Below are 26983 nucleotides of genomic sequence, written 5' to 3'. Positions count from 1 at the left end.
AGTCGGCCCGCGTGGGTCCATCGATGATCTACCGTCGGATGATGCGGATCCCGGCTTCCGCCCCGTGGATGGCCCTGCTGGCCAGTGTCGTGTTGGTCGTCGCGGGATGCGGATCCGAGGAATCCGCACCGCCGGCCGCCGCGGGACCGTGCGAGATCGTGGCGAACGGCACACCGGCGCCGAAGACGTCGGCGGCTCCTACCACCGGGTCGGTGGCCACCTCGCGGAATCTCGGCACCAATCCCGAAGTCGCCACCGGCTACCGCAAGGACATGACCGCCGTGCAGACCGCTCGCTTCTCGGTGGTGACCGCCAATTCGCTGGCCACCCGGGCGGCGTGCGAAGTGCTTCGCGACGGCGGCACCGCCGCCGATGCGCTCGTCACCGCGCAAGCAGTGCTGGGTCTGGTCGAACCGCAATCGTCTGGCATCGGCGGCGGGGGCTTTCTGCTGTACTACGACGCCGCGTCCGGCACGGTGCAGGCCTACGACGGCCGCGAGGTAGCGCCGGCCGCGGCGACGGAGAACTATCTGCGCTGGATCTCGGACACCGACCGCACCGAACCGAAACCCGACGCGCGGGCGTCCGGACGGTCCATCGGCGTGCCCGGCATCGTGCGAATGCTGCACGACGTGCACACCCAGCACGGCAAGACAGCGTGGCGCGAGCTGTTCGGTCCCGCAGTCGAACTGGCCGACGGCGGCTTCGACATCAGCCCGCGGCTTGCCGCCGCCATTGCAGACGCCGCGCCGCAACTGCACGTCGACCCGCAGGCCGCCGCCTATTTCCTGAATTCGGACGGAAGCGCCAAGACCTCCGGAACCCGCCTGACCAACCCGGCCTATTCGAAGACGTTGGGGGCCATAGCTTCCGACGGTCCTACGGCCTTCTACTCCGGGAACATCGCCAGCGACATCGTCGAATCCGCCGCTGACACGTCGGGTGGCCGCACTCCGAGCCTGATGACGCTCGAGGACCTGTCCACCTACACCGCGAAGCAGCGCGAACCGCTGTGCACCGGCTACCGCGGCCGCGAGGTCTGCGGCATGCCGCCGCCGTCGTCGGGCGGCATCGCGGTGGCCGCCGTCCTCGGCATTCTGGAGCACTTCCCGATGGGCCAACACGAGCCCACCGACGTCGACCTCAACGGCGGCCGACCGGCCGTCATGGGCGTTCATCTCATCGCCGAGGCCGAGCGTCTGGCGTACGCCGACCGCGACAAGTACGTCGCCGACACCGAATTCGTGCCGCTGCCGGGCGGCTCACCCAACACCCTGCTCAACAGCGATTACCTCGCAGGCCGGGCGGCGCTGATCTCCGAACAGCACACCATGGGCACAGCCAAGCCCGGAGAGTTCGGTGCGCCGTCGTCGCCGGTACCGCCCGTCCCGGAGCACGGCACCAGCCACATCAGCATCGTCGACACGCAGGGCAACGCGGCCGCGATGACCACGACGGTGGAATCGGCCTTCGGCTCCTTCCACATGGTGGACGGTTTCATTCTGAACAACCAGCTCACGGACTTCTCGGCCGAGCCGGTGGGTCCCGACGCACTACCGGTTCCGAACCGGATCCAACCGGGAAAGCGGCCACGCAGCACGATGGCGCCCACGTTGGTGTTCGACCAGCCCGGTTCGGGCCAGCCCAACTCCAGGGGGCCGCTGTACGCGGTGCTCGGTTCGCCGGGCGGCTCGGTCATCATCCAGTTCGTCGTGAAAAGCCTTGTGAGCATGCTGGATTGGGGACTGGACCCGCAGCAGGCGGTGTCCGCCGTCGACTTCGGCGCGGCCAACACCCCGAAGACAAACGTCGGCGGCGAGCATCCCGTGATCGACACGTCCGCGAATGGCGACCACGACCCGCTGGTGCAGGGACTGCGCGCACTCGGACATCAGGTCGACCTCGCCGATCAATCCAGCGGATTGTCCGCGATCGTCCGCAACCAGTCCGGCCTGGTGGGCGGCGCCGACCCGCGCCGCGAGGGTCTGGTGATGGGTGACCCCGTCACAGGCGGTCGATGAAGCCGCAGAACGCGGCGGCCTTCGCCTCGTAGTTCACGAACAGGTCGTAGCTCGCCGCGCCCGGTGAGAGCAGCACGACGTCGACGTCGGGCAACCCGGCGGCCACCCGGACCGCCTCCTCCAGCCCGCCCACGACATGGGTATCCGAGGGATGCTCGCGGGCGAAGCCGCGGCCGATCACCGTGCCGTTGCTCGGTGCCTGGATGAGCGACACCCGCCGCGCGCCGCTGCATAGGTACGCGTCGATCTGGTCGTAGTTCAGCTGCCGGTCCATGCCTCCGACGATCAGTGCGATGTGGTGGTCCGGTCGCATCGCCTTCAGCGCGGCGACCACGCTCTCCCCCGTGGTGGCCAACGTGTCGTCGATCCACCTGGTTCGCCCGGTGATCCGCACGGTCTGAAGCCGGTGCGGCAGGCCCTCGAAGGTGGCGATCGCGGCGTCCGCCTGCTCCGGCGTCACCGGCCTGCCGAGCATCTCCTCGGCGGCCAGGATTGCGAGCGCACCGTTGACCACGTTGTGCGCGTAGGTCATCACCGACGTGCCCTCCGGCTGGCGCACCGCCGTCGGATCGACGAGTCGCAGCGACGGCGGGAACGAGTGGATGCCGATGCGCTCCAGTGCGGCGATCGCCTCGGGAGTGGACACCAGCGAGCGCGCACCGTTGCGGAAGACGTTCGCCTTCGCCAGGTAGTACGGCTCGGTGCCGCCGTGCCAATCCAGGTGGTCCTGAAAGAGATTCGTGACGACCGCCACCGCGGGCGACGTGGTCAGCAGCGCCGCCTGCTGACTGGACAGCTCGGCCACCACCACGGCGTCGCGATCGGGCGACAGGTCCGACAGCGGGGTACCGATATTGCCTGCGACCACCGCGTTCACCCCGAGCGTGCCCAGCAGGTGTCCGAGGAACGAGGCGGTGGTGCTCTTGCCCTTGGTGCCGGTGACGCCGACGGTCTGCGCGCTGTGCCGCGAGACGAACCAGTCGGCCGCACTCGAGATGCGCGTGCCGGATGCCCTCAGTTCGGCGAAGACGGGCTGTCGCCACGGCACGCCTGGGCTAACGAACACGATGTCGCACTGCCGCAGGCGATTCAGATGTTCCGAGCCGCGGAAGACGGTGACGCCCGCGATGTCAGCGGGCACCTCGAGCTGGCCCCTGCCGATGTCGTCGACGGCCTCGATGCGCGCCGCGCCGGCAGCCGCCGCGGTCCTGGCCATCGAGACGCCCTCGCGGCCGAAACCCCAGATCCCGACGACCTGACCGGCGAGCTCAGGCTGTGATTGCGCCATCGCGGTCATCCAGGGTGGCCGCGTACCGATCGGGCACGTAGTGCACGGTGCTTCCCGGGTCGGCCGTGGTGGCGACCGACTCCAGCTCGCCGCGGTGGGACCGGAACTGTTCGACCAGAGGCAGGCCGCGCCATTCGTCGTCGTCGAGGATCGACACCATGGCCTCGGCGGCTTCGTAGTATTCGCCGACGCACTCGAACGGCTTGTGCACGCCCAAGCCGACGATGTCGGAGAATCCAGGTCCGTTGTCGTTGTCCGCGAAGAGGTTCCGGCCGAAGATCGCCTCGACCTCGGCGCGTCCGAGGCGTGGGCCCATCAGCACGAAGACGAACAGGCACTTCGGGCAGTGGCCGCACCACGACGCACCGCGGCGGCCTTCGTCGATCGCGAACGGCCGGTTGCAGCTGATGAAGACGCGGAAGTACTCCGGGCAGGAGCGGAACCGGTCGGCAATCTGCGATTCGGACAGGCCGCGCAGCAGCGAGAAGTAGCGGTCCGGGTTCAGTCCGTAGCGCGACAACGTGTTCCGCAGCAGCGTCTCGTACGTCACGCTCTTCGACCACTGATGGTTGATGTCCCGGCCCATCCAGCTGATGTTGCCGACGTTGGAGGATCGCTCGTTGGACAACACGACGGGTCCGAACCCGTTGCCGTCGGCGACGATCAGGCCGATGACGCTGTTGATCGCCGTGACGGGCACGTGGCCGTTGTAGGCGCCTTCGCCGTTGAGCTCGATGAGCCGCCGGTCGATGGACCTCGTCACCCGCGTGCTGTCCAGCCCGCTGACCTCGATGCATCGATCGATGGGGTCGAACTTGTTGACGCTGAACAACATCGGCTGAAGCCCGTGCCGTTTGAGGGCTTCGATGGTCACCACCGAGTCCTTGCCTCCGCCGACGGGTACCAGCGGCGTACGCGCGGCGTCCCAGTCGTCGACGCCGTCGTGCGCCGCGGTGGCCTCCGGTCCAATCACTTCCGGTGTCAACGCCTCGGGCAGGTCATTGCGGTAGGCGAATTCGCCTAGGCCGCCGGCGATGAGCTCGCGCAGGTAGTCACGCTCGAAGTCGAAGGTGGGAAACGCGATTTCGATCCGCGCGGGCGCCGCCGCCTTGTAGTAGCTCGGCACGCAGGTCAACACGAGCAATCTCAGCAGCCGGTCGTCCGGCGGCTGCTGCAGTGCGGTCCCGAAATTCACCCGCTCGGAGAAGGCGAGGTCATCTTTCGCGTCGAAGCCGCGCAGCGCGTAATGGCCGGTGAACACGCCGTCGGTGATCTCGAAACCGTCGATCGTCAGCGCCCGGAAGGCCTTCGGGTCGAATGCACGTGTCATCGCAACCCCACGAAGGGTGCTGCGGCGCCGGCATCGACGTCGAAGCGCCCGTCGTCGATGCTCACCACCGGATGGGTTTCGTAGTTCGGCGAAATCCACCATGCTCGGTCGGCCCGCTGCGGCCGCTCGTCGACGCTGCGGACACCGCTCACGGCACCGCACCGCTCGAGTTGGCCGAGGATGGACGTCGGTTCCCCGGCGTCGATGCCGACCAGACCGTCGGCGCATTCGAAGACCAGGGCCCCGAGCAGCGGCGCGCCCACACGTGGCTTCGCCGGGACGGCGTCGGCGAAGCCGCCGTCGTCCAACCACCGCTGCACCTGATCGACTGGTCCCCTACTGGTCGTACGCGCCGCCATCCGCAGCCAATGCGGATCGCTGCGCCGAACCACCGGCAGCCCGACCTCACAGCTGGCGATGCGCACCGGGGTCGGGCGCACGGGGCGCACCACCGTCCCGGTGACGACGAAGTCCGGCCGACCGTCGATGTCCAGGAGGGTCACGGTCGCCGCGATGAGGGCGCGACCACCCCCGCGGATCTCGCCACCGAATCGGCCGAGTGCGGCACGCAGAGCGGCGCGCTCGGGGATCGGGAGATCGAAGAAGTCCGCCGGTTCCTTCAGGTACCGCCAGATGGCGTCGACGTCGGGCTCGACCCCGGACACCATCCCGCACACCATGGGGATGGTGATGGTCGGGTTGGCGCCCAGCCGCGCAACGACTTGCGTAGCCGAGATGAGCGGAGTATCGATTTCGTGTATCCGGTCTGCCGACGTGGGCGCCAAGGCCAGCGTCGTCGACATGCGAAAATCGGTCACTGTCAGCGAATTCTACCGTACTCGATGAACGGAGCCGTGCGACGCCGCATGAGTGCCCCACGGGTCGACCAACTGGCCGAGGCGGATTGGCGAGTGTTCGCCGAGCTGCGGCTGCGTGCGCTCGCCGACACGCTCGGCTCCGACGATCCCCAGTACCGACAGGAGACGTCGTTCACGGCGGCGCAGTGGCGCCGCCGGTTGCGCGCCCACGCCCAGTTCGCCGCGTCGATCGACGAGCGCCTGGTCGGGCTGATCGGCGCGCAACGCGAAAGCACGGAATCGGTCTACCTGTACTCGCTGTGGGTGGAGCCGGCCGCCCGCGGCCACGACCTGGCAGGCGCCCTGCTGACTGCCGCCGTTGACTGGGCCCGCGGTCAACACGTCCGCAGGGTGACGCTGCGGGTGGGTATCGCCAACGACGCGGCGCGCGCCGTGTACGAGCGTCTGGGCTTCGGCGTGACCGAGGCGAACGGGACGGCCGCCGGTCAGGTCGACGAAGTCACGATGACGTTGACCGTGGGCTGACGTCCGGGCGATAGCGGACCACCAGCTCGCGCACGCCGTCCATCGCGGCCACGGCGCGATCCTTGTCGACGGCCTGGATGGCCATCGCCGGCACGTACTCGTAGTCGGGCAGGTCGACGCGCGCCCACCGGGCCCCGGGCGGAAACGAGATGTCGACGACGTCCGACCACGGAATCAGCTTGTCGCCGAACAGGTTCCGCACCGATACGCCCGCGGGTCCGATGCGCAACCGGGGCCTGGCGAACAACAGCACCAGGCCGCCGATGATCACCCCGAGAATTCCGATCGCGACCTGATCGGCGGTCTGGAAGATCACCCCCGACGAGCCGATCTTCAGCGCAAAACCCACCGCGATGTGCGCGGCGGCGATCAAGAACGCCGCCGCGTAGGCGAAGTACGGCGTCAGGTGTGGGCGGACCTCGAGGTCCCAGGTCATGAGCCTGCGCGCAGGTCGCGCAGCGTCAGCGCAGTGGACAGGGCGGCCGCAGCGGCCTGGGCACCCTTGTCCTCTGCCGACCCGGGCAATCCCGCGCGGTCCAGAGCCTGCTTCTCGTCGTTGGTGGTCAGGACGCCGTTGGCAACGGGCGTCGAGGAGTCGAGTGATACCCGCGTCAGCCCCTGCGTGACCGCGTCGCACACGTAGTCGAAATGTGGTGTCTGCCCACGGATCACCACGCCAAGCGCCACCACGGCGTCGTGGCGCTCCGCCAAAGCCTGTGCGACGACCGGAATCTCGATGGCGCCGAGCACCCGCACGATGGTGGGCGCGGCGATCCCGCTGTCCTTGGCGACCCGCAGCGCACCGTCGAGCAGCGCATTGCAGATCTCCTCGTGCCAGGTGCTGGCGACGATGGCCAGTCTCACGTCGGACGCCTCGACGTGGGGCAGGTCCGGTACTCCCGCGCCACCGCTCACTGCGGGGCTCCCGGCTCGGAGGCCGTCGGAGGCAGGCGATCACCAAGCAAATAGACCGCTTCGTCGTAACCGTCCATCTTGACCGACTCTTCGTAGTCGTCGAGACCGGTCAGGTCGTGGCCCATCCGATCGCGTTTGGTCATCAGGTAGCGGATGTTCTCGGCGTTGGCGCGCACCGGCAACGGCACCCGCTCGATGATGTGCAGGCCGTAGCCGTCCAGACCGACCCGCTTGGCCGGGTTGTTGGTCAACAGGCGCATCGACCGGATGCCCAGGTCGACGAGGATCTGCGCACCGATGCCGTAGTCGCGGGCATCGGCGGGCAGGCCCAGCTTGAGGTTGGCGTCGACGGTGTCGTCGCCTGCGTCCTGCAATTGGTAGGCCTGCAGCTTGTGCATCAGGCCGATGCCGCGCCCCTCGTGCCCGCGCATGTAGAGCACCACGCCACGGCCCTCACGCGCGACCATCGCCATCGCGGCGTCCAACTGAGGGCCGCAATCACACCGGCGGGAGCCGAATACGTCGCCAGTCAGGCACTCCGAGTGGACTCGCACCAGCACGTCGTGACCGTCGCCCTCGGGTCCGGAGATGTCGCCCCGGACCAGCGCGACGTGCTCGACGTCCTCGTAGATGCTGGTGTAGCCGACGGCGCGGAACTCGCCGTACCGGGTGGGGATGCGCGCCTCGGCGATGCGCTCGATGTGCCGCTCGTGCTTGCGCCGCCACTCGATCAGGTCGGCGATGGAGATCAGCGCCAGGTCGTGGTCGTCGGCGAAGACGCGCAGCTCGTCGGTCTGCGCCATCGCACCTTCGTCCTTCTGGCTGACGATCTCGCAGATCGCACCGGCCGGCTGCAGGCCGGCCAGACGCGCCAGGTCGACGGCGGCCTCGGTGTGTCCGGGCCTGCGCAGCACCCCACCGTCCTTGGCGCGCAACGGCACCACGTGACCGGGCTTGGTGAACTCGTCGGCGGTGGCCGTCGGATCGGCGAGCAACCGCATGGTGGTTGCCCGGTCGGAAGCCGAAATACCCGTTCCCACACCGTTTCTCGCGTCGACGGTCACGGTGTACGCGGTGCCGTGCTTGTCCTGGTTCACCGCATACATCGGCAGCAGGCCGAGCCGGTCGCAGATGTCACCGTCGAGTGGCACGCAGAGATAGCCGGACGTATAGCGGACCATGAACGCGACCAGCTCCGGAGTCGCCTTCTCGGCGGCGAAGATCAGATCGCCCTCGTTCTCGCGATCCTCGTCGTCGATGACGACGACGGCCTTGCCCGCGGCGATGTCGGCCAGCGCCCGCTCGACGGAATCAAGCCTCGTCATCTGTGCCACCCTTGCCGGTCCCGATGGGACCCTCGTTCAATGCCCTTCAGTATGAACCACGCGAGCCGAACACTTATTGCCTGCTCATTGCGCCCCGCCTGACCTGGGCGGATGGTCAGAGGCGCCAACTCATTCGGCGGGTGTGCCATTGACGCCGAGCAGCCGCTCGACGTACTTCGCGATGACGTCCACCTCCAGGTTGACCGGCGTCCCGACCCCGGCCCGGCCCAGCGTGGTCAACGACAACGTGGTCGGAATCAGCGACACCTCGAACCAGTCGTCACCCAGGCCCGACACCGTCAACGACACTCCGTCGACGGTGATCGACCCCTTCTCCACCAGGTATCGGGACAGCGCGGCAGGCAGGGCGATGCGCACCACCTCCCAGTGCTCGGACGCCGTGCGGGCGAGGACGTGGCCCGTGCCGTCGACGTGCCCCTGCACGATGTGGCCGCCGAGCCTGCTGTTGATGGCGGCCGCACGCTCGAGGTTGACCCGGCTGCCGACCGCGACGGCCCGCAGGCTCGACCGGTTCAGCGTCTCGGCCATTACGTCGGCGGTGAACGCCCCGTCGGGCAACACCTCGACCACGGTCAGGCACACGCCGTTCACGGATATCGAGTCGCCGTGGCCGGCGTCGGCGGTGACGATCGGACCGCGGATGGCGAACCGCGCGGCGTCGGTCAGGTCCTCCTTGCCGACGACCTCACCCAATTCTTCGACGATGCCCGTGAACATGTGGTCAGACTAACCTTGCCGTGAAAGCGCAGCTCAGCACCGTCCCCGGGAGCCCGGGCCGCAGGGCCGCCCGCCTCCACCCTCTACGATGCACTCATGCAGACGCGCCCCCGCCTTGCCGTGCTCGTTTCCCTCTTCACAGCTCTCCTCGCAGCCATTGCGCTGACCGCGGGCTGCTCGTCGGAGAAGAAGGCCGATGCCGCTCTCCCCGACGCGGCGACCCTTCTGAAGGACTCCAACGAAACCACCAAGGCGCAGCAGAGCGTTCACCTGCAACTCACCGTCAACGGTGAGATCAAGGAACTGCCGATCGCCTCGCTGACCGGCGACCTGACCAACAGCCCCGCCGTCGCGGCCCAGGGCAAGGCCGACATCATCTTCCTGGGACAGAAGCTCGAGGGCGTGGACTTCGTCGTCGCCGACGGCTCGCTCTACGGGGCGATCACGGCGGGCAGCTGGCAAGACTTCGGCCCGGCGGCCGACATCTACGACGTGTCCGCGATCCTGAGCCCCGACAAGGGTCTGGCCAACGTCCTCGCCAACTTCTCCGACCCGAAGACCGAAGGCCGGGAGACGGTCAACGGCGTCGACACCGTCAAGGTCACCGGCACGGTCAGCGCCGACGCCGTCAACAAGATCGCTCCGCAGATCGGCGCCACCGGCCCGGTGCCGGGCACCGCATGGATCGTCGGGGACGGCGACCACAAGCTGATTCAGGCGAAGCTGGAGCCGACCCCCGGCAACAGCGTCCAGATGACGATGTCCGACTGGGGCAAGTCGGTCACGGTCACCAAGCCCGCGGTGTGATGGCCCACGCACCGCAGCCGCGGCCGGGAACCAACCGGCGGCTAGCCATCACCGCAGGCGGCTTGGCGGTCCTGCTCGGAGCGCTCGACACCTACGTCGTGGTCACGGTGATCCGCGACATCATGGCGGAGCCGCCTGCGGGAATCGGCATCCCGGTGAACCAGATTCAGCGGGTCGCGCCGATCATCACCGGATACCTGGTGGGCTACATCGCGGCGATGCCCTTGCTCGGGCGCGCCTCCGACCGGTTCGGCCGCAAGCTACTGATTCAGATCAGCCTGGCGGGATTCGCCGCAGGCTCCGTCGTCACCGCGCTGTCGTCCGACCTGACCATCCTGGTGATCGGGCGCATCGTGCAGGGCACGGCCAGCGGCGCGATCCTTCCCGTCACCCTGGCGCTGGCCGCCGACCTCTGGGCACAGCGCAACCGTGCTGCCGTCCTCGGCGGCATCGGCGCGGCGCAGGAACTGGGCAGCGTGCTCGGCCCGCTCTACGGCATCGCCGTGGTCTGGGCGCTGAACAGCTGGCGCGACGTCTTCTGGATCAACGTGCCGCTCGCCGCCCTAGCGATGCTGATGATCCACTTCAGCCTTCCCTCGAAGCAGAAGGGTGGGCCTCCCGAGAAGATCGACGTCGTTGGCGGAGTTCTCCTCGCGATCACACTCGTTCTGATCGTGTTCGGCCTGTACAACCCGGCACCCGACGGGAAGCAGGTCCTGCCGAGTGGCGGCGGATGGCTCCTGGCCGGAGCCGCGGTGGCCGCCGTGGCGTTCTTCACGTGGGAGCGCTTCGCGCGCACCAAGCTCATCGACCCGGCGGGCGTGCACTTCCGGCCGTTCCTGTGTGCCCTCGGCGCCTCGTTCGCCGCGGGCGCCGCCCTGATGGTCACCCTGGTGAACGTGGAACTGTTCGGCCAGGGCGTGCTCTCGCTGAGCCAGAACGAGGCCGCGTTTCTGCTGATGCGCTTCCTCGTTGCGCTGCCGATCGGCGCGCTGCTCGGGGGCTGGCTGGCGACGCGTGTCGGCGACCGGATCATCACGTTCGTCGGTCTGCTGATCGCGGCTTACGCGTATTGGCTGGTGTCGCACTGGCCAGTCGACCTCCTGGCCGCGCGCCACGACCTCGGGCTGTTCACCCTGCCCACCATGGATACGGACCTCGCACTGGCGGGGCTGGGACTCGGTCTGGTGATCGGCCCGCTGACCTCTGCGGCATTGCGGGTGGTTCCGCCGGCCCAGCACGGCATCGCGTCATCGGCCGTGGTGGTGGCGCGGATGACCGGCATGCTGGTCGGGGTCGCCGCACTCTCGGCATGGGGCCTGTACCGGTTCAACCAGTACCTGCAGGAGCGGCTGGCCGCTCAGCCGCCGGCGAAGTCCGACTCACCGCTGGGCCAACTGGCCGCCGGAGCCGCTCGGGTTCAGAAGGCGTCGATCGAAGCGTTCGCACTGCAGTACGGCGAAATCTTCGGCATCACCGCCATCGTCTGCGTGGTGGGTGCGGTGCTCGGCTTGTTCATCAGTGGTCGACGCGAGCATGCCGACGACGTCGACCCGGCGACCGAAGTGGTCGCTGCCGACCGATAGGTCAGCAGCGCTCGAGTCCCGGCCGCAAAACCTTCGGCTCGGTGTCTTCGACGGCTTCGTCGGGGGTGCTCAGCACCGCGCGCAGCGGACGGCACACCATTTCCTTGATGGCGCTCTGATCGACTGGGCGGAAACTGAGCCAGTCCTGCAGGGCAGTCATGCTCATCGTCCTCTTCTCGTGCTTCTCGCTTCGCGTAACGTCGGCGGTGAAGACGCGATTCCCGTGAGTGCGGGCATGTGGCCCGGACTCACTTACGAGTCTACGGGCGGACGGTGACCAAGATCGGTGTCCGTCGCGCCGTTGGGATTTCGAACTGGTAACGAGTCACCCAACGGATGCGTCACCGATGGTGACGGGAGTCACATTGGGCGGCAAAGGAATTCCATCTCACGCCGGCACGAGGCTGAGCCGAACGTCGGGGCCGATCGGATCCATCCCGTCGAAGCGCCACCGCTGCGCATTGGCGATGTTCAGCACACCGACGTCGTCGACCGCGGTAATCGGTCCACCGAGCAGAAGCGGCGCCACGTAGGCGAGGATGCGGTCGATCACGCCGGCCCGCAGGAATGCTCCTGCCAACGTCGGGCCGCCCTCCACGATCACGTCGGTGCGATCCGACAATGCCCGGATCACCTCCAAGGGGTCACGGGTTCGGATGATCATGGTCCGCGAGTCTTCGTTCAAGACGCGGGCCTCTGACGAGATTTCGCGCTGTCCGACGACGACGCGCAGCGGCTGCCGCTCGGCGACGCTGCCGTCGGGCAGTCGGGCAGTCAGCGTCGGGTCGTCGACGAACACGGTGCCGGTGCCCACGACGATCGCGTCGGCGACACCGCGCTTGCGGTGCACGTCTGCCCTCGCGGCCTCACTGGTGATCCATTGGCTGCTGCCGTCGGCCGCCGCGCTGCGTCCGTCCACGCTGGTGGCGAACTTCCAAGTGAGATGCGGCTTTCCGGTGCGCTGCTTGTGTAGCCACTCACGCAGCGGTCCGCCCGCCACCTCGGTGGCGAGCACACCGCGGCTCACCGCGATACCTGCCTCGGCCAGTCGCGCCGACCCTCCTGCCGCGACCGGGTTTGGATCGGGCACCGCATACGAGACGGCCGAAACACCAGCCGCGACAAGCGCATCCACGCACGGCGGGGTGCGTCCGTGGTGATTGCAGGGTTCCAGCGTGACGACGGCCGTGCCGCCCCTGGCCCGCTCCCCCGCCCGCCGCAGCGCCACCACTTCCGCGTGTGGCCCGCCCGGCGGCTCGGTGGCGCCGACGCCCGCGATCTCACCGCTGCGATCCAGGATCACCGCGCCGACGGGTGGATTGGGATAGGTGGTGCCCTTGACCTGTTCGGACAGTTCGATGGCCAGCCGCATGGCGGCTTCGACACTCACGGCGTCAGATGTTTGGCCGCTTTGGCGGCCTGCGCACGCAACGACTCGACCGCAGCGGACGGGTCGGAGGCACCGAAGACGGCGGAGCCCGCAACGAAGCAGTCGACGCCCGCTTCGGCGGCCGCTTCAATGGTGTCGGCGTTGATGCCGCCGTCGATCTCCACCACGATGGTCAGTTCGCCCGCGTCGACGAGTCGTCGCACGATGCCCACCTTGGCGAGCACCTCGGGGATGAACTTCTGCCCGCCGAAGCCTGGCTCGACCGACATCACCAACAGGGTGTCGAAGTCGCGGAGGATCTCGAGGTAGGGATCGATCGGTGTGCCGGGCTTCACGGACAGCCCCGCCTTCGCGCCTGCGGCGCGGATGTCGCGCGCGACAGCGCGGGGATCGTTGGCGGCCTCCGCATGGAAGGTGACGTTGTAGGCGCCGGCCTCCGCATATGGTGGCGCCCAGCGGGCCGGGTCGTCGATCATCAGGTGACAGTCCATCGGGATGTCGGTGACCTTGAGCAGGCTCTCCACCACCGGCAGGCCGAGCGTCAGGTTGGGGACGAAGTGGTTGTCCATGACGTCGACGTGCAACCAGTCGGCGCCGGTCACCGCGGCGGTCTCGTCGGCCAGCCTGGCGAAGTCGGCGGCCAGAATGGACGGCGCGATCAGGGGTGCTGCCATGGGCATCAGGTTACTTGCAGGGCCGCCGCGAACATCGCATCCGTCCCGTGCCGGTGCGGCCACAGCTGCACGTACGGTCCCGAACCGAGCCCGTCGACCGGATCGAACAGCGGCCGGGCGTCGATGGCCCGCACCGGATAGCGGCGCACCGCGTCGGCCACCACGCCGACGGTCTCGGCCAGATGTGGTGAGCACGTCGCGTACATCACCACCCCGCCGGGGCGGGTTAGCGCGATGGCCGCGGCGAGCAGTTCACGTTGCAGTTTCACCAGCCCCGCGACGTCGCCGGGTTGGCGCCGCCAGCGCGCTTCGGGCCTGCGACGCAACGCTCCGAGGCCGGTGCAGGGCGCGTCCACCAGGACCCGGTCGAAGGACGCAGCGGGCAGACCCGAGTCGCGGCCGTCGACGCGCAGCACCTCCACGTCGAGTCCGGCGGTGTTCCGCTCCACGAACTCCGCGCGGTGTGGCGCCGGTTCGATGGCAGTCACCTTGGCACCTGAGGCGGCTCCGATCGCGGCAAGCAGCGCCGTCTTTCCGCCCGGTCCCGAACACAGGTCCAGCCACCGGCCCGCGTCGTCGTCGACGGGTGCGAGTGTGAGGGCTCTGGCCACCAGCTGGCTGCCCTCGTCCTGCACCAGTGCCTGCCCCTGCTGGATCGGTTCCAGGTCGCCTGGGTCGCCGCCGGAGAGGTAGACCGCGTAGGGCGAGTACCGACCGGGTTCGCCGTTGACGGCGTTGGCCAGTTCCTCGGCCGTCAGCACGCCGGGACGCGCCGCCAGGTGCACCTGCGGCCGCTCGTCGTCGTTGGCGAGCAACGCGCCAAGCTGGCCCGCGTCCGTCCCGAGCGCATCGGCGAAGGCCTGGGCGATCCATCGCGGGTGCCCGTGCGCGAAGGCGATGTGGCCGACCGGGTCCGTGTCGAGTGCGGGCGCGAGTTCGGCCACCCACGACGCCTCGTCCCGCGCCGAAATGTTGCGCAGCACGCCGTTGACGAAACCGGCACGCGCCGTGTCGAATTCGATGGCGGCCTGCTCCACCGTGGTGTCGACGGCGGCGTGAGCGTCGACACGCATCCGGAGGAGTTGATAGGCGCCGAGCCGGAGCAGATCGAGCAGCACCGGGTCGATCTGATCGGTCGGCCGGTTCGCGGCCTTGGCGATCACGGCGTCCAACAGGCCGATGGCGCGGCAGGTGCCGTAGGTGAGCTCGGTCGCGAATGCGGCGTCGCGGCCGGTGATTTCGCGCGTCCTGAGCATGGCGGGAAGGGTGAGGTTGGCATAGGCGTCGCGCTCCGACACCGCACGGAGTACGTCGAACGCCGCCTGGCGGGGCGGGTCGAGGGGCTTGCGGCGTGGTCGTCGCTGCTGCGGTCTGTTCATTCGGCGTGCGCACTCTCGTCCAGTCGGGCACCGCGGGCCCAGTCCGCGGCGTTCATCTCCTTCTTGCCGGGCGGCTGGATCCGGCCAAGCAGCACGGGTTGCGATGCAGTGCCGATCAGGACACCGGCACGTTCGACCCGAATCTCGCCGGGCGCCAATGGTTTCCGGTCGGTCGCCTCGTCATCGAGTACCGAGACGGGCCCGACCTTGATGCGCAGATCCCCGATCATCGTCCAAGCCCCCGGGTTGGGCGTGACGGCGCGGATGCGCCGATCCACCACGTGCGCGGGCAGATCCCAGCGCACCCGTGCCTCCTCGACGGTGATCTTCGGCGCAACTGTGACGCCTTCCGAGGGTTGCGGTACGGCGGCCAGCGACCCGTCGGCGATGCCATCCAGGGTCGTCTCCAACAGGGCGGCGCCGGATTCCGACAGCCGCCCGAGGAGGTCGCCCGCGGTGTCGGTCGGGCGGATCGTCTCGGTGACGACACCGAACACCGGTCCGGAGTCCAGGCTCGGCTCGATCAGGAACGTCGTTGCGCCCGTCACCGCGTCCCCTGCCGCGATGGCGGCCTGCACGGGCGCCGCGCCCCGCCATGCGGGCAGCACCGAGAAGTGCAAGTTGATCCAGCCGAACCGCGGCACCGCCAGTAGGCCGTCGCGCAGCAGCGCGCCGTACGCCACCACCGCGCAGCAGTCGGGGGCCAAATCGGCCAGCTCGGCGACGAATTCGTCGCCGTTGGGCCGCTCCGGCCGCAACAGCGGGATGCCGTGGTCGAGCGCGAGTTGCGCGACCGGCGACGGCCGTGGCTTCCCCCTGCGGCCTGCGACGGCATCGGGCCGCGTCAACACGGCGATCACGTCGTGGCGCGGCGAGTCGATGAGGCGGCGCAGCGACGGAAGGGCGGGTTCGGGTGTCCCGGCGAAGACGATCCGCATCTCTATTGGGGAATCTGGTAGTACTCGCGCTCCGGTACCCGGGCCAGCGGCGCGACGAACATCCACGGGATGGTGCTGATCGTCCGGTTCAGGGTGGCCACCGCGTCGTTGTAGTACTGGCGGGCGAATGCGAGTTTGTTCTCGGTGTCGGCGAGGTTGTCCTGCAGGTTCAGGAAGTTGTTCGACGAGTTGAGCTGCGGGTAGCTCTGGCCGAGCGCGAGCACCTGCCCGAGGGCGGTGTCGAGTTCGCGTTCGGCTGCGCTGCGCTGCGCCACCGACTTACCCCCCGTGGCCGAGGTCAAGGCGGCACGGGCGTCGGTGACGTGGTCGAGGATGCCCTTCTCGTGGGCGGCGAAGGTCTGCACGGTGTGCACCAGGCTGGGGATCAGCGAGGCGCGCCGCGTCAGCTCGACGTCGATGCCCGACAGCGCCTCGGACACCCTGACGTCGGCGGACCGAATCTTGTTGTACCCCAACACGAAACCGATGAGTATCAGAACCAGTACGACCAGCACCAAGATCAGCAGGAATCTCACCACGAGCCACCTCCTCCTCCGCCGCCTCCGCCGCCGCCACCGCCGCCGCCAGAGCTGCCGCCGCTGGAGCTGCCCGACGACGACGAAGACTGTGAAGCGGTATACGCGCCGATCGACGACGAGACCGCGGAGTCGAAGCTGTCGAAGTCCGCGCCACCGGAACCGCCGGTGAAACTCGAGCCGGTGGTGGACGATGAATGGTACCAACCAGGTTGCGGCGCAACCTCTCCCGTGGACGCCTGGTACTTCTTGGCCCAGAGCGCGGCGGTGCCCGCGGCGACCGCGAACGGTACGTACGCCGAGTAAAGGTCCTTGCGGGCACCGAAGTCGAACCGGGTCTCGGCAGAATCGGTCGACAACAGCCGGTGGAACCCGCCTGCCTGCGACCACAATTGACGCCCCGCTTCGGTGCGCCGCGTCCCCACGCCGTCGGCCCATGACCGCACCGTGAATGCGAAGAACGTCGCGAACGGCAACCCCCACATGGTGGCCGGGAAGCCCCAGCGGAAGAAGCCGCACACCGCGAGGATGATGGCAGCGACGTTGGCCGTACGGATCCAGAGTTCCTTCTTGCGCTTGACCAACAGCCCGTCGTCGATCGCCCACTTCCGTACTGCCGCAGCCATGTCGGTCTTGGCGGTGCTGAGCTTCTTGCCTGCCGTCGCGGTCTTCTTGGCCTCGAACTCGCCGCCGGGCACGTTGACCTTCAGCGCATGCCCGACCGCGACGCTGACCGGATCGACGTCGGCCCAGGCGCCGCGTTCTGCGCTGCTGCGCACTTTCCAGTGCTTGTCGCTGACCTGCGTGAGCTCGACGAGCCCGCGTTCGGCGAGGTAGAACAGCGTGGCGGTCAACCCGTTGCGCGGTACCGACTCGGTGCGGATGTACTCGGTCTGCACGGGCCCGAGTCCTGGTGGCGGTGCGTACTGGATGGGGAAGCCCGGCGGTGGTTCGACGGTGGTCCGGTACAACAGATAGGCGCCAAGACCGGCGACCACGGACAGCCCCAGCATCCAGGCCGCGCCGGTGGCCGACTGACCGAGGATGCGGTCCCACTCATATGACCACGGCAGGCTGATCCGCGGCGGCGTCGGCACGTCAACTCCTGCGCGCAACGTGACCGGGGTGCGCGGGGCCAGACCTCCCGCGGAAAACTCGACGGTGTTGCCGTGAACGGTCAAGCCCGGACAAGGTTCTCCGAGGCCGAAGCCGACCGAACACTGGGCGCCGGTGACGTCGGCGGGCAGGGTCGCGCGGATGTGCGCCCGCTGAATCTCGTTGTTCCAGGACGGCGCGATGACGTTCCAGAAGAAGGTCGACGTGGAGTTGGGTTCACCGGTGCTGCTGGCAAACCGCTCGTGGTCGCCGGTGGTACCGGGATCCAGTACGCCGGGGATGGTGTAGCGGATTTCGTAGACGTGGGTGCCGGGCGACAGCGTGGTGTCCGGACTACCGATCTTGGCCACCCGGAACCGCTCGCCGTCCTCCCACAGCAGCTGGTAGGGGGCGGGTTCGCCGTCGAGCAGAAGGGAGGTGATCTCGGGCTTCTGCCGCACGCGTGGACTGTTCTGGTTGGCGACGTCCCAGTAGCGGAAGATGCCGTGCCGCCCTGACGGGAACTCACCGGTGATGGTCTCGACGGCGTCGAGCGTGCCGTCCTCGCCGACGGTGAAGTCGGCTTCGTAGTTGCTGATGACGACGGGGTCCTGGGTGACGCCCCCACCGCCACCGCCGCTGAGGACGAGTGGCCACAGCAGTCCAATGGCACAGAGCCCCAGCAGAATCAGCCAACCGAATATCCGCCGCATGCCACCTCCCGCTCGGCTCGGCGCACGGTATCGACAACCCTGCGTGTCATGAGTCCGCCCTACCCTATGTGCAAAGGGTCGATTTGCACCCGTACGGGCTGTTGGTCGTGGCGGGCACTGAGCACCCCGGTCGCCCGGCGCAGCGCGGCCGCGAGGGCCAGACCGCCGTCGCGCGGGACCCGAACCAGCATCCTCGTCACCGGACCGGTCGCCGCTGCACCGCCCGCGGGACGCCGGGCACCGGCGGGCAGGTCGACGGGGCCGAGCACCTCCGCGTCGTCCGGCAGATGCGCGGTATCCAACAGCGCCGTCGCCGCAGCGGCTTCGCCGTCGATCGCCGCCATGTGCGCCGCGGGAGGCAGGCCGACCTCCGAGCGCGCATCGAGTTCGGATTCGGCGTGCGCCACCGGATCCCACCGGATGAGCGCCTGCACTGTCGGAATTGCCGACTCGGCAACGACGGCGACGACGCCCCCGTCACCGCGATGGCGCACCAGGGCTGCCGCGGCCATCCAGCGACGCAACGCATCCTCAGCGGCGCGCAGGTCCTGCCTGCCGAGCAGAGCCCATCCGTCGAGCAGCATCGCCGCGCCGTAACCCCCTTCGGCGACGGGCTCGGCGCCCGGCGTCGCGACCACAACGGCCGGTGCATCGGGCACCGAGCCGACCACGGCGTCCCCGCCGGACGTGACGACGGTCGTGCCGGGAAATGCCCGGCCGAGTTCCTCGGCGGTGCGCCGCGCCCCCACCACGACGGCCCGCACGGCGTCGGAACCGCACCGCACGCAGCGCAGGGCGGTCTCTGTCCGGCCGCACCACCGGCACACCGCGCCGGCGTGGTCGCGGTCGGGCAGTGACATCGGACCGGTGCAATGCCTGCACCGGGCGATCGTCCGGCACCGTCCGCAGGCCAGCGCGGGCACGTAACCGCGCCGCGGCACCTGGACGAGTACGGGCCGGTGCGCCTGCAGCGCCGCCCGCGCGGCGTCAAGCGCCATCGTCGGCAACCGCGCGGTGCGGGCCGCCGGGTCGCGCTCCTGCGAGAAGCTGCTGTCGTCGATCGCGATGACGCGCGGAGTGCGCGCCCGGACCACCGGCCGCGGGGCCACGAGATCGTGCGCCCACCTGGAGCGCACCAACGCCTGCGCTTCGGCGGTACGGGCATACCCGCCGATCAGCGCCGCGCAACGCAGTTGGTGAGCCCGCAGCATCGCCACCTCGCGGGCGTGCGGATACGGCGCGCGCGGCTCGCCGAGCGTGTCGTCACCGTCGTCCCAGACCATCACCAGGCCGAGGTCGGCGACCGGCGCGAAGACGGCGCTCCTGGTTCCGATCACCAGGCGGGCCCGTCCGCGCAGCACGGCCAGCCAGCGGCGGTAGCGCTCGGCAGGGCCCAGCCCGGCCGACAGGGCTACCACCCTGGACTCGTCGACGTGTCGTACCGCGGCGGCATGCAAGGCGTCGACGTCGCGCTGGTCCGGCACGATCACGAGCGCGGCGCGGCCGGAGTTCGCCACCACCGCCCCGGCCTCGGCCAGCCGATCGGCCCACGACTCCCCCGGCAGCGCCTGCCAGACCGCGCGGGCGGCACGTCCCTCCGCGAGCGCGCCGAGGAACTGCTCACCGCGGCCGTAGGACGCCCAAGCCGTGGCGTCGACCTCGGTGGTCACCGCGGCGGGCAACTCGGCGACGACCTGCTTCTCGGCCGCTGCGTGCCGCGGCGGAACGGCCAACCGCAACACGTCCGAGCGCGTGCCCGCGTACCGCGCCGCGACGGCCTCGACGAGGCGTCGCACGTCGGGTGTCAGCACCGGCTCGGCGGACACCACCCGATCCAGCCAGCCGAGCTTGCCTGCGTGATCGGTGTCCGATCGCCGTTCGAGGATGAACGCGTCGACGAGCCGGCCGTGAAAGCGCACCCGCACCCGCACGCCCGGCTGCGCGTCGTCGGACTGCTCAGCCGCGACCAGATAGTCGAAGTCGCGGTCGAGATGCGGCACCGACAGCATCGGCAGCACGCGGGCGATCGGCTCGTGTTCGGCGGGCTGCCGGGAATGGCCATCCCCCGGTCGCTGCGCTCCTGCCCGCCGTTCGATCGTCACGCAGTCGGTGTAGCAGAGCCATCCGACGGCCCGCGACCGCGGCCGAAGAAGAACCCCGCAGTGATCAACAGCAGCGATGCCGCGTAGGCCCACCAGATCGGCACCGCCAACGCCTCGGAGCCTGATGTCGCCGGCAGCCCGGCTCCGGCCTGCAACACGAACTTGCCGATACCGATCATGCCGTCGGACACCGCGAAGCACACCGCGCCCAGCGCCGTCCAGGGTGTCGGCAGCCGTGCCAGCAGCGCGGCACACACCATCGCGCCGAGCACTGCGATGTAGAGCGTCACCGGTACCGCCATTCCCTCGGCGACGAGTCGCGGCCAGAACCAGATCAGCAGTGCGGCACACGCGGCGACGAGCACCACGGCCGCCGCCAATCGTGGGGCACTGCGTGCGGCCAAGGGCCACAGGGCGGCGAGGAAGCACAGGTGAGCGACCAGGAACGCGCCCAGCCCCAACACGAAGGACGGCTCCCACCACGGCATCGCCAGCAGGAAGTCGCCCGCTGCCGAGAAGGCCAGCGCCGCGACCAACCAGCGGCGCTCCCGCCGGATCGGATGGCCGAGGGCCGCGATCGCGAGCACGACGGCCGCGGCCGCCTTCACCACGGGCTGACCGGCGAACTGGCCGGTGAGTTCGGCACCTGAAGGCAAGCGTGCGGCGGTGCCGATCAGAAACACCCCGTAACCAGCCCCGACGAGGGCGGCGACGGCCCAGAGCAACCGGGTGACGCGCCGCGGATACGGTGTGGTCATGCCAGTCGCCGACGACCCCGCAGTCACCTCCACACCCCTGGACGCCATCGTGCAGAAGGTACTGGAAGCCGTCCCGTTCCAATTGACATCCGACGGAGGGCCCGAGGAGGCCCGGCAACGATTCCGGGATCTGCCGCGTCGGCCCGTGCACCCCGAACTCCGCGTCGAGGACCACACCGTCGACGGTCCCGCGGGCCCGATCCCCGTCCGGCTCTACTGGCCACCCACGACCGGCGGCACACCACCACCGGTGGTGGTGTTCATCCACGGCGGTGGATGGTCGGTCGGCGACCTCGACACCTATGACGGCACGGCCCGACTGCACGCGGTGGGTGCGTCGGCATTCGTGGTGTCGGTGGACTACCGATTGGCGCCAGAACATCCCTACCCGGCGGCAGTGGATGACGTGTGGGCGGCCACGCAATGGGCAGCAGAGCACGCAGCCGACTTCGGCGCCGACGCGCAACGCCTTGCCATCGTTGGAGATTCGGCGGGCGGCAACCTGGCCGCCGTGGTGGCGCACCTCGCGCGCGACGCCGGCGGGCCACCGATTCGGTTTCAGCTGCTCTGGTATCCGGCGACCACGTGGGACACCACGCTGCCGTCGTTCGCCGAAAACGCCGACGCGCCGGTACTCGCAGGGCGTTCGGTGGGCGGCTTCTCCCGGTGGTACGCCGGCGACGCCGACCTCAAGAACCCGCCGGCGACCCTGGTGCCTGCCCGAGCCAAGGACTTCACCGGCCTGCCGCCCGCTTACATCGCGGTCGCGGGCCATGACCCCTTGCGCGACGACGGGATTCGCTACGGCGAACTGCTGACCGACGCCGGCGTGCCCGTCGAGGTCCACAACGCCACGAGCCTCGTGCATGGTTACCTCGGATACGCAGGCGTCGTGCCGGTGGCCACCGAAGCCGTCGATCGTGGCCTCGAGGCGCTGCGCGCCGCGCTAACGTGACGCCCATGGCCGACGCCGAGCGGGTCCTGCTCGACGTGAAGTCCCCCGGGCAGTGGGAACAGTGGCTGGAGGTCAACCACGACACGGCGACCGAGGTGTGGTTGCGGCTGTTCAACAAGAGCGCAGGAGAGGTGCCGCTGTCGTACGCCGAAGCCGTCGAGATCGCCTTGTGCTTCGGCTGGATCGACAGCCTGGCGCGCGGTCACGACGACGTGTCTCGCATCCAGCGATTCAGCCCGCGCAAGCCCAAGAGCGCCTGGTCGAAGTCCAATGTCGAACGGGTACAACGAATGTTGGCCGCGGGACGGATGCGCGAGCCCGGCCAACGCCAGATCGACGCGGCCAAGCTCGACGGAAGATGGCCGTCCTAACGACTGTGCCGAGGAACCCCTGGTTGCCTTGAGGTCGAGGTCCACGCATGGAAGGCTTCGGTAGGTTCTGGAATCTTCCCGATCGCACAGTGTTGTCCCATTCGGCTGTCGTGTCGTCTGCGGCGCGCTACGAAGAGGAGCCGCTCGTGAATCTGATGGAAGCGCCCAAAGTTAGCGTTTGGACCGACGCGCGACCGGAACCGGCCGACCATTGGGACCGACGGCGCTACGCCGAACTGCGGGACGAGGCGCGCCTGGCCGACCAGCTCGGATTTCACTCGATCTGCACGACCGAGATCCACGGTGTCGACGAGGGCTACATGCCCACTCAGTTGCCGTTGATCACCGGTCTGAGCGACGCGACCGAGCGGATCCGGTTCATGACCAACACGCTCTTGTTGCCGCTCCATCCTTGGGATCAGGTGGTCGAGCAGGCGCTGGTCGCGGATTTGCTCTCCGCCGGCCGACTGTCGCTTGGGGTCGCTGCCGGTCGATACGCACCCGAGTACGACCTCGCCGGCGTGGACTTTCGGCGTCGAGGTGCTCTCATGGAGGACGGTCTGCGATTCCTTCAGCAGAATCTCGGTGGGGCGGATGGCCCGGATGAGGGTCGCATTCCCGTCTACGTCGGGGGTAGCACGGTCCACGCGCTAGACAGGGCGGTCCGGTTGGCCGACGGCGCCGTTCCCGTCGACTTCTTCGATGCCGACACTGCCTTCGCCGATCTCTGGGAGACCAGGCTGGCACCGGCATTGTCCGCCCACGATCGGACTCTCGACGACTTCCGCTTCACGATATGCGTACCGCTATGGGCGTCGGACGACCCGGAACGCGATTGGTTTCTGTTCTACGAGCAGGCGATCGCATACCAATTCGGTCAGTTCGAACCAGATCCATGGTGGACGCGCGAACGGATGCTCGTCGACACTCCAGAGGAAATCGCGCGCCGGCTACGCGAAATTCGTTCTCGCGCCCCGTATCACGAAATCGTATTCTGGTATCGGATACCGGGCATCGGCCACGAGCGCGCGCTCGAGCATCTCGACCTCGTCGCTCAGCGCGTACTGCCCTTGCTGGCGGCGTAGCAGCCGGCTGTGTGCGCCGGGCGGGACTCGAACCCGCATGTGTCCGGGCTCCGTATCGTCGAGCACCCCTGGAGAGAATCGAACTCCCATCCTCAGCTTCGTAGACTGGCACTCTTTCCATTGAGCTACAGGGGTTTGCAGCTTTCTTGGTGCGCTCCCCCGGCAGGACTCGAACCTGCATTCTCCGGTTCCGGAAACCGGTGCGCTATCCGTTGCGCTACGGGGGCATTGGGGCGATCGGAGGGGGTCGAACCCGTCGACTGTGGCGTCACAGACCACCGTGTTGCCGTTACACCACGATCGCCATGGGGTCGAGCCTCTGTGTACGTCGCGAGGCAATGCCGACCCATGCTTGTTGTTCTGCCGCACCCCGTGCGGGACTCGAACCCGCTCCCCCGCCTTGAAAGGGCAGGAGCCTAACCCATATCCGAACGGGGCCTTGCATCTTCCGGGCTTCAGCCGGACGCTCTGCCTGATCTGAGCTACAACGGCGTCGTAGTCCGTAGGAGAGTTGAACTCCTGCCTCCTGGCTGAAAACCAGGTGTGCTGCCATTACACCAACGGACCACGGTCATGCGCTGCCTCGTCAGGATTCGAACCTGAACTATCCGGATCCAAAGTCCGGTGGGCTACCAATTACCCTACGAGGCAGTGTGCTTCGTCGCTGACCCGCCAGGACTCGAACCTAAACTGGCTGATTCAGAATCAGCCGTGCTACCGATTACACCACGGGTCACTACGTGTTGAGGACGTGCGTGCGGAGGGATTCGAACCCCCTGCGCCCGAAGGCAGCTGCTTTACAGGCAACCGCGACAATCCTTATTCGCCTCGCACGCTTGGCATCTCGAACGCTCCCCGAGCAGGACTCGAACCTACAGTCACGGATTAACAATCCGACGGTTTACCGGTTAACCGACCGGGGACTGAAGCAACCGGGGCAAGCGGGCGGAGTACTGCCGTACTCCGCCCGCCTTCGTACAACCGTTCACACGAGCTGAGGCGGGCACCGGAATCGGTCGCGCTGCCTCGGTTCGAATGGCTCACGACTCAAGCGCATCCCGGCCTCGCCCGGTGTGCGGTTGCCCTTGAGGCCGTTGCAGGCCTGGCATGCGGCCACCAGGTTGAACCAGGTGTCCCCACCGCCGCGGGAGCGCGGCAGGACGTGGTCCACGGTGTCGGCCGCCCGACCGCAATAGGCGCATGCGCGCTCGTCGCGGCGCAACACCCCGTCGCGCGTGACCCGGAGGTCGGTCTCGTGCGGAATGTGCACGTATTCGCGCAGGGCAACCGACATTGGTAGCTCGATGACCAGCGACGGGCCGTGAATGCGTACCGCGGGATCGTGGAGGTCGATGACGTACACCGCACCCCGCAGAATCAGCCGGATCGCGTCTTGCCACGGAATCCGGGACAGTACGCGGTAGTCGGCGTTGTAGACGTCGACGTTCAGGTCGTGCATCAGAATGCTCATGGCCACATACCTCCTTTCCGTGTTGGCGCTGGGCATGGTTGCGCGGGCAGGATTCGAACCTGCGACTTCCGGGTTATGAGCCCGGCGGACTGCCGAACTGTCCTACCGCGCATCGTGTTGGCCTCGCACCAGAGCGGGGCCGGCACGGATGGACGGAATCGAACCGCCAACCTGCGGCTTTGGAGACCGCTGCTCTACCCAGTTGAGCTACATCCGTCAGTCACGCGGCACCGCTCCGGCCGCGGGTTGTTGAATCTGTGGTGCGCCGTGAGGGTTTCGATCCCCCGTCCCCAGATTAAGAATCTGGTGCTATCCCAACTCAGCTAACGGCGCAGGTATCGTGGTGGGCCGCCCGGGACTCGAACCCGGAACTCATGGGTAAAAGCCAAGAGTGATACACGATTTCACCAACAGCCCACGTTGTTGCGTACGTCCGGCAGGAGTCGAACCTGCATGCCCGTTCGGGCACCGGAGTCTGAATCCGGCACGTCTACCAGTTCCGTCACGGACGCTTGGCATTACGAAGTGCGCTCGGCAGGACTCGAACCTGCACGCCCGTTGCTGGGCACCCGGGTTTGGGCCGGGCGCGTCTACCAGAATTCCGCCACGAGCGCGGATGCCACCACTATGTAGTTCTCAAAGGTCGTACGGGGGAAGGACATTCGCCTACGCCCCGAGCACACTGGCAGGCCGGCGTGCTGTTGTGAATGATGATGCTCCGCGAAGCGCGGGATGTCGAGCGGATTATTCAGCGTAACTCGTTGCACTACAAGGCATTTAGGTGCAACGAGCTACCGGAATGTCAGGCGACGTTCCGAGCAGGGTGAACAGCGAAGCTGAGAGATATATGAGATTTTTCTTCTGCCGCTTGCTTATGGCCGGAGCACAGGCCCACTGCGAGGGCGGAAAGTCGGCATAATTGCCAGAAGAGCCTGGGTTGACTGAAGCCGCCACGCTCCGCGCGCCGCAAGGCGGCGTTGGCACTGGTGGCACCTGCGCACGACAAAGCCACCGTGGATGCGTCCCGCATCCCGGCGAGCAAATAGTCGTCGCGCAACATCGTCATGACTTCAACGGTAACACCCGGGTCTCGACGGTCCTAGCAAATAAGTCGCGTCACTCAACGGCCGCGCACGAACCCACTCGGCGACGTACCGTGCCAACGCTTGAATGCATGGCAGAACGTCGAGGTATCGGTGTAGCCCAACCGCTTTGACACTTCATCGACGGTGAGTCCCACGTTGCACAGCAGATCGACGGCCAGCGCGGAACGGGCTTCGTTCAGCAGTGCGCGAAACGACGTGCCCTCTTCGGCGAGCTGACGGCGAAGCGTCCGCGGGTGCACGTCGAGTTCCGCCGCGACGTCGGGCAGCGCGGGGAAGCGACCGGTGTCGCGGAACAACTTCGACCGCACCACGGCCGTGATCCCGCGGCGCTGCTCGTTGCGCTGCAACAGCAGGTCGCATTGGGCGATGCACACTTCGAGGGTGTGCCGGTCGGCCTGCGGCAACGGTTCGTCGAACATCGCCTTCGGAATGTGCAGCCGGTTGTGTGCCCGTTCGAACGAAACGTTCTCGACGGGAAGGACTTCCAGAAGCGGGGCGAGCACTCGCCTGTCGAGAACCACCTCGGCCGTCACCTGCGCGGCGTAGGAGGCGACCAGCGGGAACGCGAACTCGCTGACGGTCGTGACGATGCTGGCGACGTCGCGCTCGAGGAAGAACTCGCGCACGTCGGCGGGGAGATGGTCGTCGTTCAGTTCGAGCAAGCAGTGTTGGGGACCCTCGAACAACTTCACGTCGATGTTGAGCATCGTCAGCGAGAAGTAACGCATCGAGACGTCGAAGAGTTCGCGCAAGGTCGCGCACGACATCGTGGCGAAACCGAACAAGCCCAGGTGGGTCAGCCGATATCTGGTGCCCACCTGGATGCCGAGGCCGACGGTGTCCGGCAGCAGGGTCAGGAGCCGGCGTACCACCGCGATTTCGTCCCACGCCGTGACGACCCCCTCGGGGTCGTTCACGTCGGACGCCCGGATGCCCGTGCCGGTCAGCACGTCGTCCGTCGACACCCCGCGCTCGTTTGCGACCTCGCACAGGAGCCGGGTCGCGTACATCGGGTGCCGCAGGTTCGGGGCCCACGCAGTTGCCGCCATCTGTCCCA

26 protein-coding genes and 15 tRNA genes are annotated in these 26983 nt (G+C 68.1%); 7 read left to right on the top strand and 34 right to left on the bottom strand.

The window, feature by feature from the left end; all coding sequences use genetic code 11:
- The first annotated feature begins 41 nt into the window (after positions 1-41).
- Entirely contained in the window at positions 42-2021 is a 1980-nt protein-coding gene (locus N536_RS0130205) for a gamma-glutamyltransferase family protein (protein ID WP_081809446.1), read from the top strand.
- Here the strand turns inward: N536_RS0130205 and murD are convergent.
- The 3 genes from murD to N536_RS0130190 are packed head-to-tail and all read right to left on the bottom strand — an operon-like array spanning position 2005 to position 5457.
- On the bottom strand, positions 2005-3309 hold the full coding sequence (murD, locus tag N536_RS0130200) for a UDP-N-acetylmuramoyl-L-alanine--D-glutamate ligase (RefSeq protein WP_029117024.1): 1305 nt from the start codon (positions 3307-3309) through the stop codon (positions 2005-2007). The genes N536_RS0130205 and murD overlap by 17 nt on opposite strands.
- A complete protein-coding gene (locus tag N536_RS39865) occupies positions 3290-4639 on the bottom strand; it encodes a hypothetical protein (protein ID WP_036438106.1) in 1350 nt (449 codons plus the stop codon). The genes murD and N536_RS39865 overlap by 20 nt, the downstream gene beginning before the upstream one ends.
- Entirely contained in the window at positions 4636-5457 is an 822-nt protein-coding gene (locus tag N536_RS0130190) for a hypothetical protein (RefSeq protein WP_029117023.1), read from the bottom strand. Before N536_RS0130190 ends, N536_RS39865 begins: the two co-directional genes overlap by 4 nt.
- Positions 5458-5505: 48 nt before the next feature.
- Between N536_RS0130190 and N536_RS0130185 the strand changes: the two genes are divergently transcribed.
- Positions 5506-5982, top strand: a complete 477-nt coding sequence (locus N536_RS0130185) for a GNAT family N-acetyltransferase (RefSeq protein WP_029117022.1) — start codon at positions 5506-5508, stop codon at positions 5980-5982.
- Here the strand turns inward: N536_RS0130185 and N536_RS0130180 are convergent.
- The 4 genes from N536_RS0130180 to N536_RS0130165 form a co-directional block, all read right to left on the bottom strand.
- Positions 5957-6418, bottom strand: a complete 462-nt coding sequence (locus tag N536_RS0130180) for a PH domain-containing protein (protein ID WP_029117021.1) — start codon at positions 6416-6418, stop codon at positions 5957-5959. The two genes, N536_RS0130185 and N536_RS0130180, sit on opposite strands and share 26 nt — an antisense overlap.
- A complete protein-coding gene (gene ribH / locus N536_RS0130175; protein WP_029117020.1) occupies positions 6415-6897 on the bottom strand; it encodes a 6,7-dimethyl-8-ribityllumazine synthase in 483 nt (160 codons plus the stop codon). Before ribH ends, N536_RS0130180 begins: the two co-directional genes overlap by 4 nt.
- Entirely contained in the window at positions 6894-8222 is a 1329-nt protein-coding gene (locus N536_RS0130170; protein WP_029117019.1) for a bifunctional 3,4-dihydroxy-2-butanone-4-phosphate synthase/GTP cyclohydrolase II, read from the bottom strand. The genes ribH and N536_RS0130170 overlap by 4 nt, the downstream gene beginning before the upstream one ends.
- Before the next feature lie 129 nt (positions 8223-8351).
- Positions 8352-8960: a riboflavin synthase gene (locus N536_RS0130165; protein ID WP_029117018.1), complete on the bottom strand. Its 609-nt coding sequence runs from the start codon at positions 8958-8960 to the stop codon at positions 8352-8354.
- 96 nt (positions 8961-9056) lie between these two features.
- Here N536_RS0130165 and N536_RS0130160 point away from each other — a divergent pair, with 96 nt between their 5' ends.
- Positions 9057-9767 (top strand): LppX_LprAFG lipoprotein, encoded by a 711-nt coding sequence (locus N536_RS0130160; RefSeq protein ID WP_029117017.1) that lies wholly within the window; start codon positions 9057-9059, stop codon positions 9765-9767.
- On the top strand, positions 9767-11353 hold the full coding sequence (locus N536_RS39860) for an MFS transporter (protein WP_036438103.1): 1587 nt from the start codon (positions 9767-9769) through the stop codon (positions 11351-11353). The genes N536_RS0130160 and N536_RS39860 overlap by 1 nt, the downstream gene beginning before the upstream one ends.
- A gap of 1 nt (position 11354) precedes the next feature.
- On the opposite strand, the gene N536_RS42415 is transcribed toward N536_RS39860, so the two are convergent.
- From N536_RS42415 to N536_RS0130110, 9 genes are all read right to left on the bottom strand, one after another.
- Positions 11355-11519: a hypothetical protein gene (locus N536_RS42415; protein ID WP_155948799.1), complete on the bottom strand. Its 165-nt coding sequence runs from the start codon at positions 11517-11519 to the stop codon at positions 11355-11357.
- Positions 11520-11741: 222 nt separating this feature from the next.
- A complete protein-coding gene (gene ribD, locus N536_RS0130145; protein ID WP_029117016.1) occupies positions 11742-12743 on the bottom strand; it encodes a bifunctional diaminohydroxyphosphoribosylaminopyrimidine deaminase/5-amino-6-(5-phosphoribosylamino)uracil reductase RibD in 1002 nt (333 codons plus the stop codon).
- Positions 12740-13417: a ribulose-phosphate 3-epimerase gene (gene rpe / locus N536_RS0130140; protein ID WP_029117015.1), complete on the bottom strand. Its 678-nt coding sequence runs from the start codon at positions 13415-13417 to the stop codon at positions 12740-12742. The genes ribD and rpe overlap by 4 nt, the downstream gene beginning before the upstream one ends.
- A gap of 5 nt (positions 13418-13422) precedes the next feature.
- Positions 13423-14796 (bottom strand): 16S rRNA m5C967 methyltransferase, encoded by a 1374-nt coding sequence (locus N536_RS0130135; protein ID WP_029117014.1) that lies wholly within the window; start codon positions 14794-14796, stop codon positions 13423-13425.
- Entirely contained in the window at positions 14793-15734 is a 942-nt protein-coding gene (gene fmt, locus N536_RS0130130; RefSeq protein ID WP_029117013.1) for a methionyl-tRNA formyltransferase, read from the bottom strand. Before fmt ends, N536_RS0130135 begins: the two co-directional genes overlap by 4 nt.
- A 2-nt stretch (positions 15735-15736) precedes the next feature.
- A complete protein-coding gene (locus N536_RS0130125; protein ID WP_029117012.1) occupies positions 15737-16273 on the bottom strand; it encodes a LemA family protein in 537 nt (178 codons plus the stop codon).
- On the bottom strand, positions 16267-18078 hold the full coding sequence (locus N536_RS0130120; protein ID WP_029117011.1) for a DUF2207 domain-containing protein: 1812 nt from the start codon (positions 18076-18078) through the stop codon (positions 16267-16269). The genes N536_RS0130125 and N536_RS0130120 overlap by 7 nt, the downstream gene beginning before the upstream one ends.
- 59 nt (positions 18079-18137) lie before the next feature.
- Positions 18138-20087 (bottom strand): primosomal protein N', encoded by a 1950-nt coding sequence (locus N536_RS0130115; protein ID WP_197040272.1) that lies wholly within the window; start codon positions 20085-20087, stop codon positions 18138-18140.
- A gap of 89 nt (positions 20088-20176) precedes the next feature.
- Positions 20177-20938: a lysoplasmalogenase gene (locus N536_RS0130110; RefSeq protein WP_029117009.1), complete on the bottom strand. Its 762-nt coding sequence runs from the start codon at positions 20936-20938 to the stop codon at positions 20177-20179.
- On the opposite strand from N536_RS0130110, the gene N536_RS0130105 reads away from it, so the two are divergent.
- The 3 genes from N536_RS0130105 (at position 20937) to N536_RS0130095 (ending at position 23349) form a co-directional block, all read left to right on the top strand.
- Positions 20937-21893: an alpha/beta hydrolase gene (locus N536_RS0130105; protein WP_029117008.1), complete on the top strand. Its 957-nt coding sequence runs from the start codon at positions 20937-20939 to the stop codon at positions 21891-21893. The two genes, N536_RS0130110 and N536_RS0130105, sit on opposite strands and share 2 nt — an antisense overlap.
- 5 nt (positions 21894-21898) lie before the next feature.
- On the top strand, positions 21899-22264 hold the full coding sequence (locus tag N536_RS39855) for a YdeI family protein (protein WP_036438144.1): 366 nt from the start codon (positions 21899-21901) through the stop codon (positions 22262-22264).
- Positions 22265-22419: 155 nt separating this feature from the next.
- Positions 22420-23349: an LLM class flavin-dependent oxidoreductase gene (locus tag N536_RS0130095; protein WP_231514681.1), complete on the top strand. Its 930-nt coding sequence runs from the start codon at positions 22420-22422 to the stop codon at positions 23347-23349.
- Between the two features lie 63 nt (positions 23350-23412).
- Here N536_RS0130095 and N536_RS0130090 read toward each other — a convergent pair.
- From N536_RS0130090 to N536_RS0130010, 18 genes are all read right to left on the bottom strand, one after another.
- A tRNA-Arg gene (locus N536_RS0130090) sits at positions 23413-23484 on the bottom strand.
- Between the two features lie 19 nt (positions 23485-23503).
- A tRNA-Arg gene (locus tag N536_RS0130085) sits at positions 23504-23575 on the bottom strand.
- A 3-nt stretch (positions 23576-23578) separates the two neighbouring features.
- A tRNA-His gene (locus tag N536_RS0130080) sits at positions 23579-23653 on the bottom strand.
- Positions 23654-23715: 62 nt separating this feature from the next.
- Positions 23716-23787: transfer RNA gene (locus N536_RS0130075), tRNA-Glu, on the bottom strand.
- Between the two features lie 58 nt (positions 23788-23845).
- A tRNA-Glu gene (locus N536_RS0130070) sits at positions 23846-23916 on the bottom strand.
- An 11-nt stretch (positions 23917-23927) separates the two neighbouring features.
- A tRNA-Gln gene (locus N536_RS0130065) sits at positions 23928-24000 on the bottom strand.
- Between the two features lie 13 nt (positions 24001-24013).
- A tRNA-Gln gene (locus N536_RS0130060) sits at positions 24014-24085 on the bottom strand.
- Between the two features lie 16 nt (positions 24086-24101).
- A tRNA-Tyr gene (locus N536_RS0130055) sits at positions 24102-24185 on the bottom strand.
- 15 nt (positions 24186-24200) lie between these two features.
- A tRNA-Asn gene (locus tag N536_RS0130050) sits at positions 24201-24272 on the bottom strand.
- A 62-nt stretch (positions 24273-24334) separates the two neighbouring features.
- Positions 24335-24820, bottom strand: coding sequence for an HNH endonuclease (locus tag N536_RS0130045; protein WP_029117006.1), 486 nt, complete (start codon positions 24818-24820; stop codon positions 24335-24337).
- A gap of 35 nt (positions 24821-24855) precedes the next feature.
- Positions 24856-24932: transfer RNA gene (locus N536_RS0130040), tRNA-Met, on the bottom strand.
- Positions 24933-24963: 31 nt separating this feature from the next.
- A tRNA-Trp gene (locus tag N536_RS0130035) sits at positions 24964-25037 on the bottom strand.
- Positions 25038-25078: 41 nt separating this feature from the next.
- Positions 25079-25153: transfer RNA gene (locus N536_RS0130030), tRNA-Lys, on the bottom strand.
- Between the two features lie 8 nt (positions 25154-25161).
- Positions 25162-25237 (bottom strand) — tRNA-Lys (locus tag N536_RS0130025).
- 11 nt (positions 25238-25248) lie between these two features.
- Positions 25249-25332, bottom strand: a tRNA-Leu gene (locus N536_RS0130020).
- A gap of 14 nt (positions 25333-25346) precedes the next feature.
- Positions 25347-25434: transfer RNA gene (locus N536_RS0130015), tRNA-Leu, on the bottom strand.
- Between the two features lie 188 nt (positions 25435-25622).
- On the bottom strand, positions 25623-25886 hold the full coding sequence (locus N536_RS42410; RefSeq protein ID WP_155948798.1) for a hypothetical protein: 264 nt from the start codon (positions 25884-25886) through the stop codon (positions 25623-25625).
- 54 nt (positions 25887-25940) lie between these two features.
- Positions 25941-26975 carry an AraC family transcriptional regulator gene (locus N536_RS0130010; RefSeq protein WP_155948797.1) on the bottom strand — a complete coding sequence of 345 codons (1035 nt, stop codon included), beginning with the start codon at positions 26973-26975 and terminating at the stop codon, positions 25941-25943.
- Between the last annotated feature and the right edge of the window lie 8 nt (positions 26976-26983).

Origin of the sequence: Mycobacterium sp. URHB0044 (assembly GCF_000620625.1) — a bacterium.
GTDB lineage: Bacteria > Actinomycetota > Actinomycetes > Mycobacteriales > Mycobacteriaceae > Mycobacterium.
Note: the sequence above shows the minus strand (reverse complement) of the source record. Positions and strands in the feature narration are given on the sequence as shown.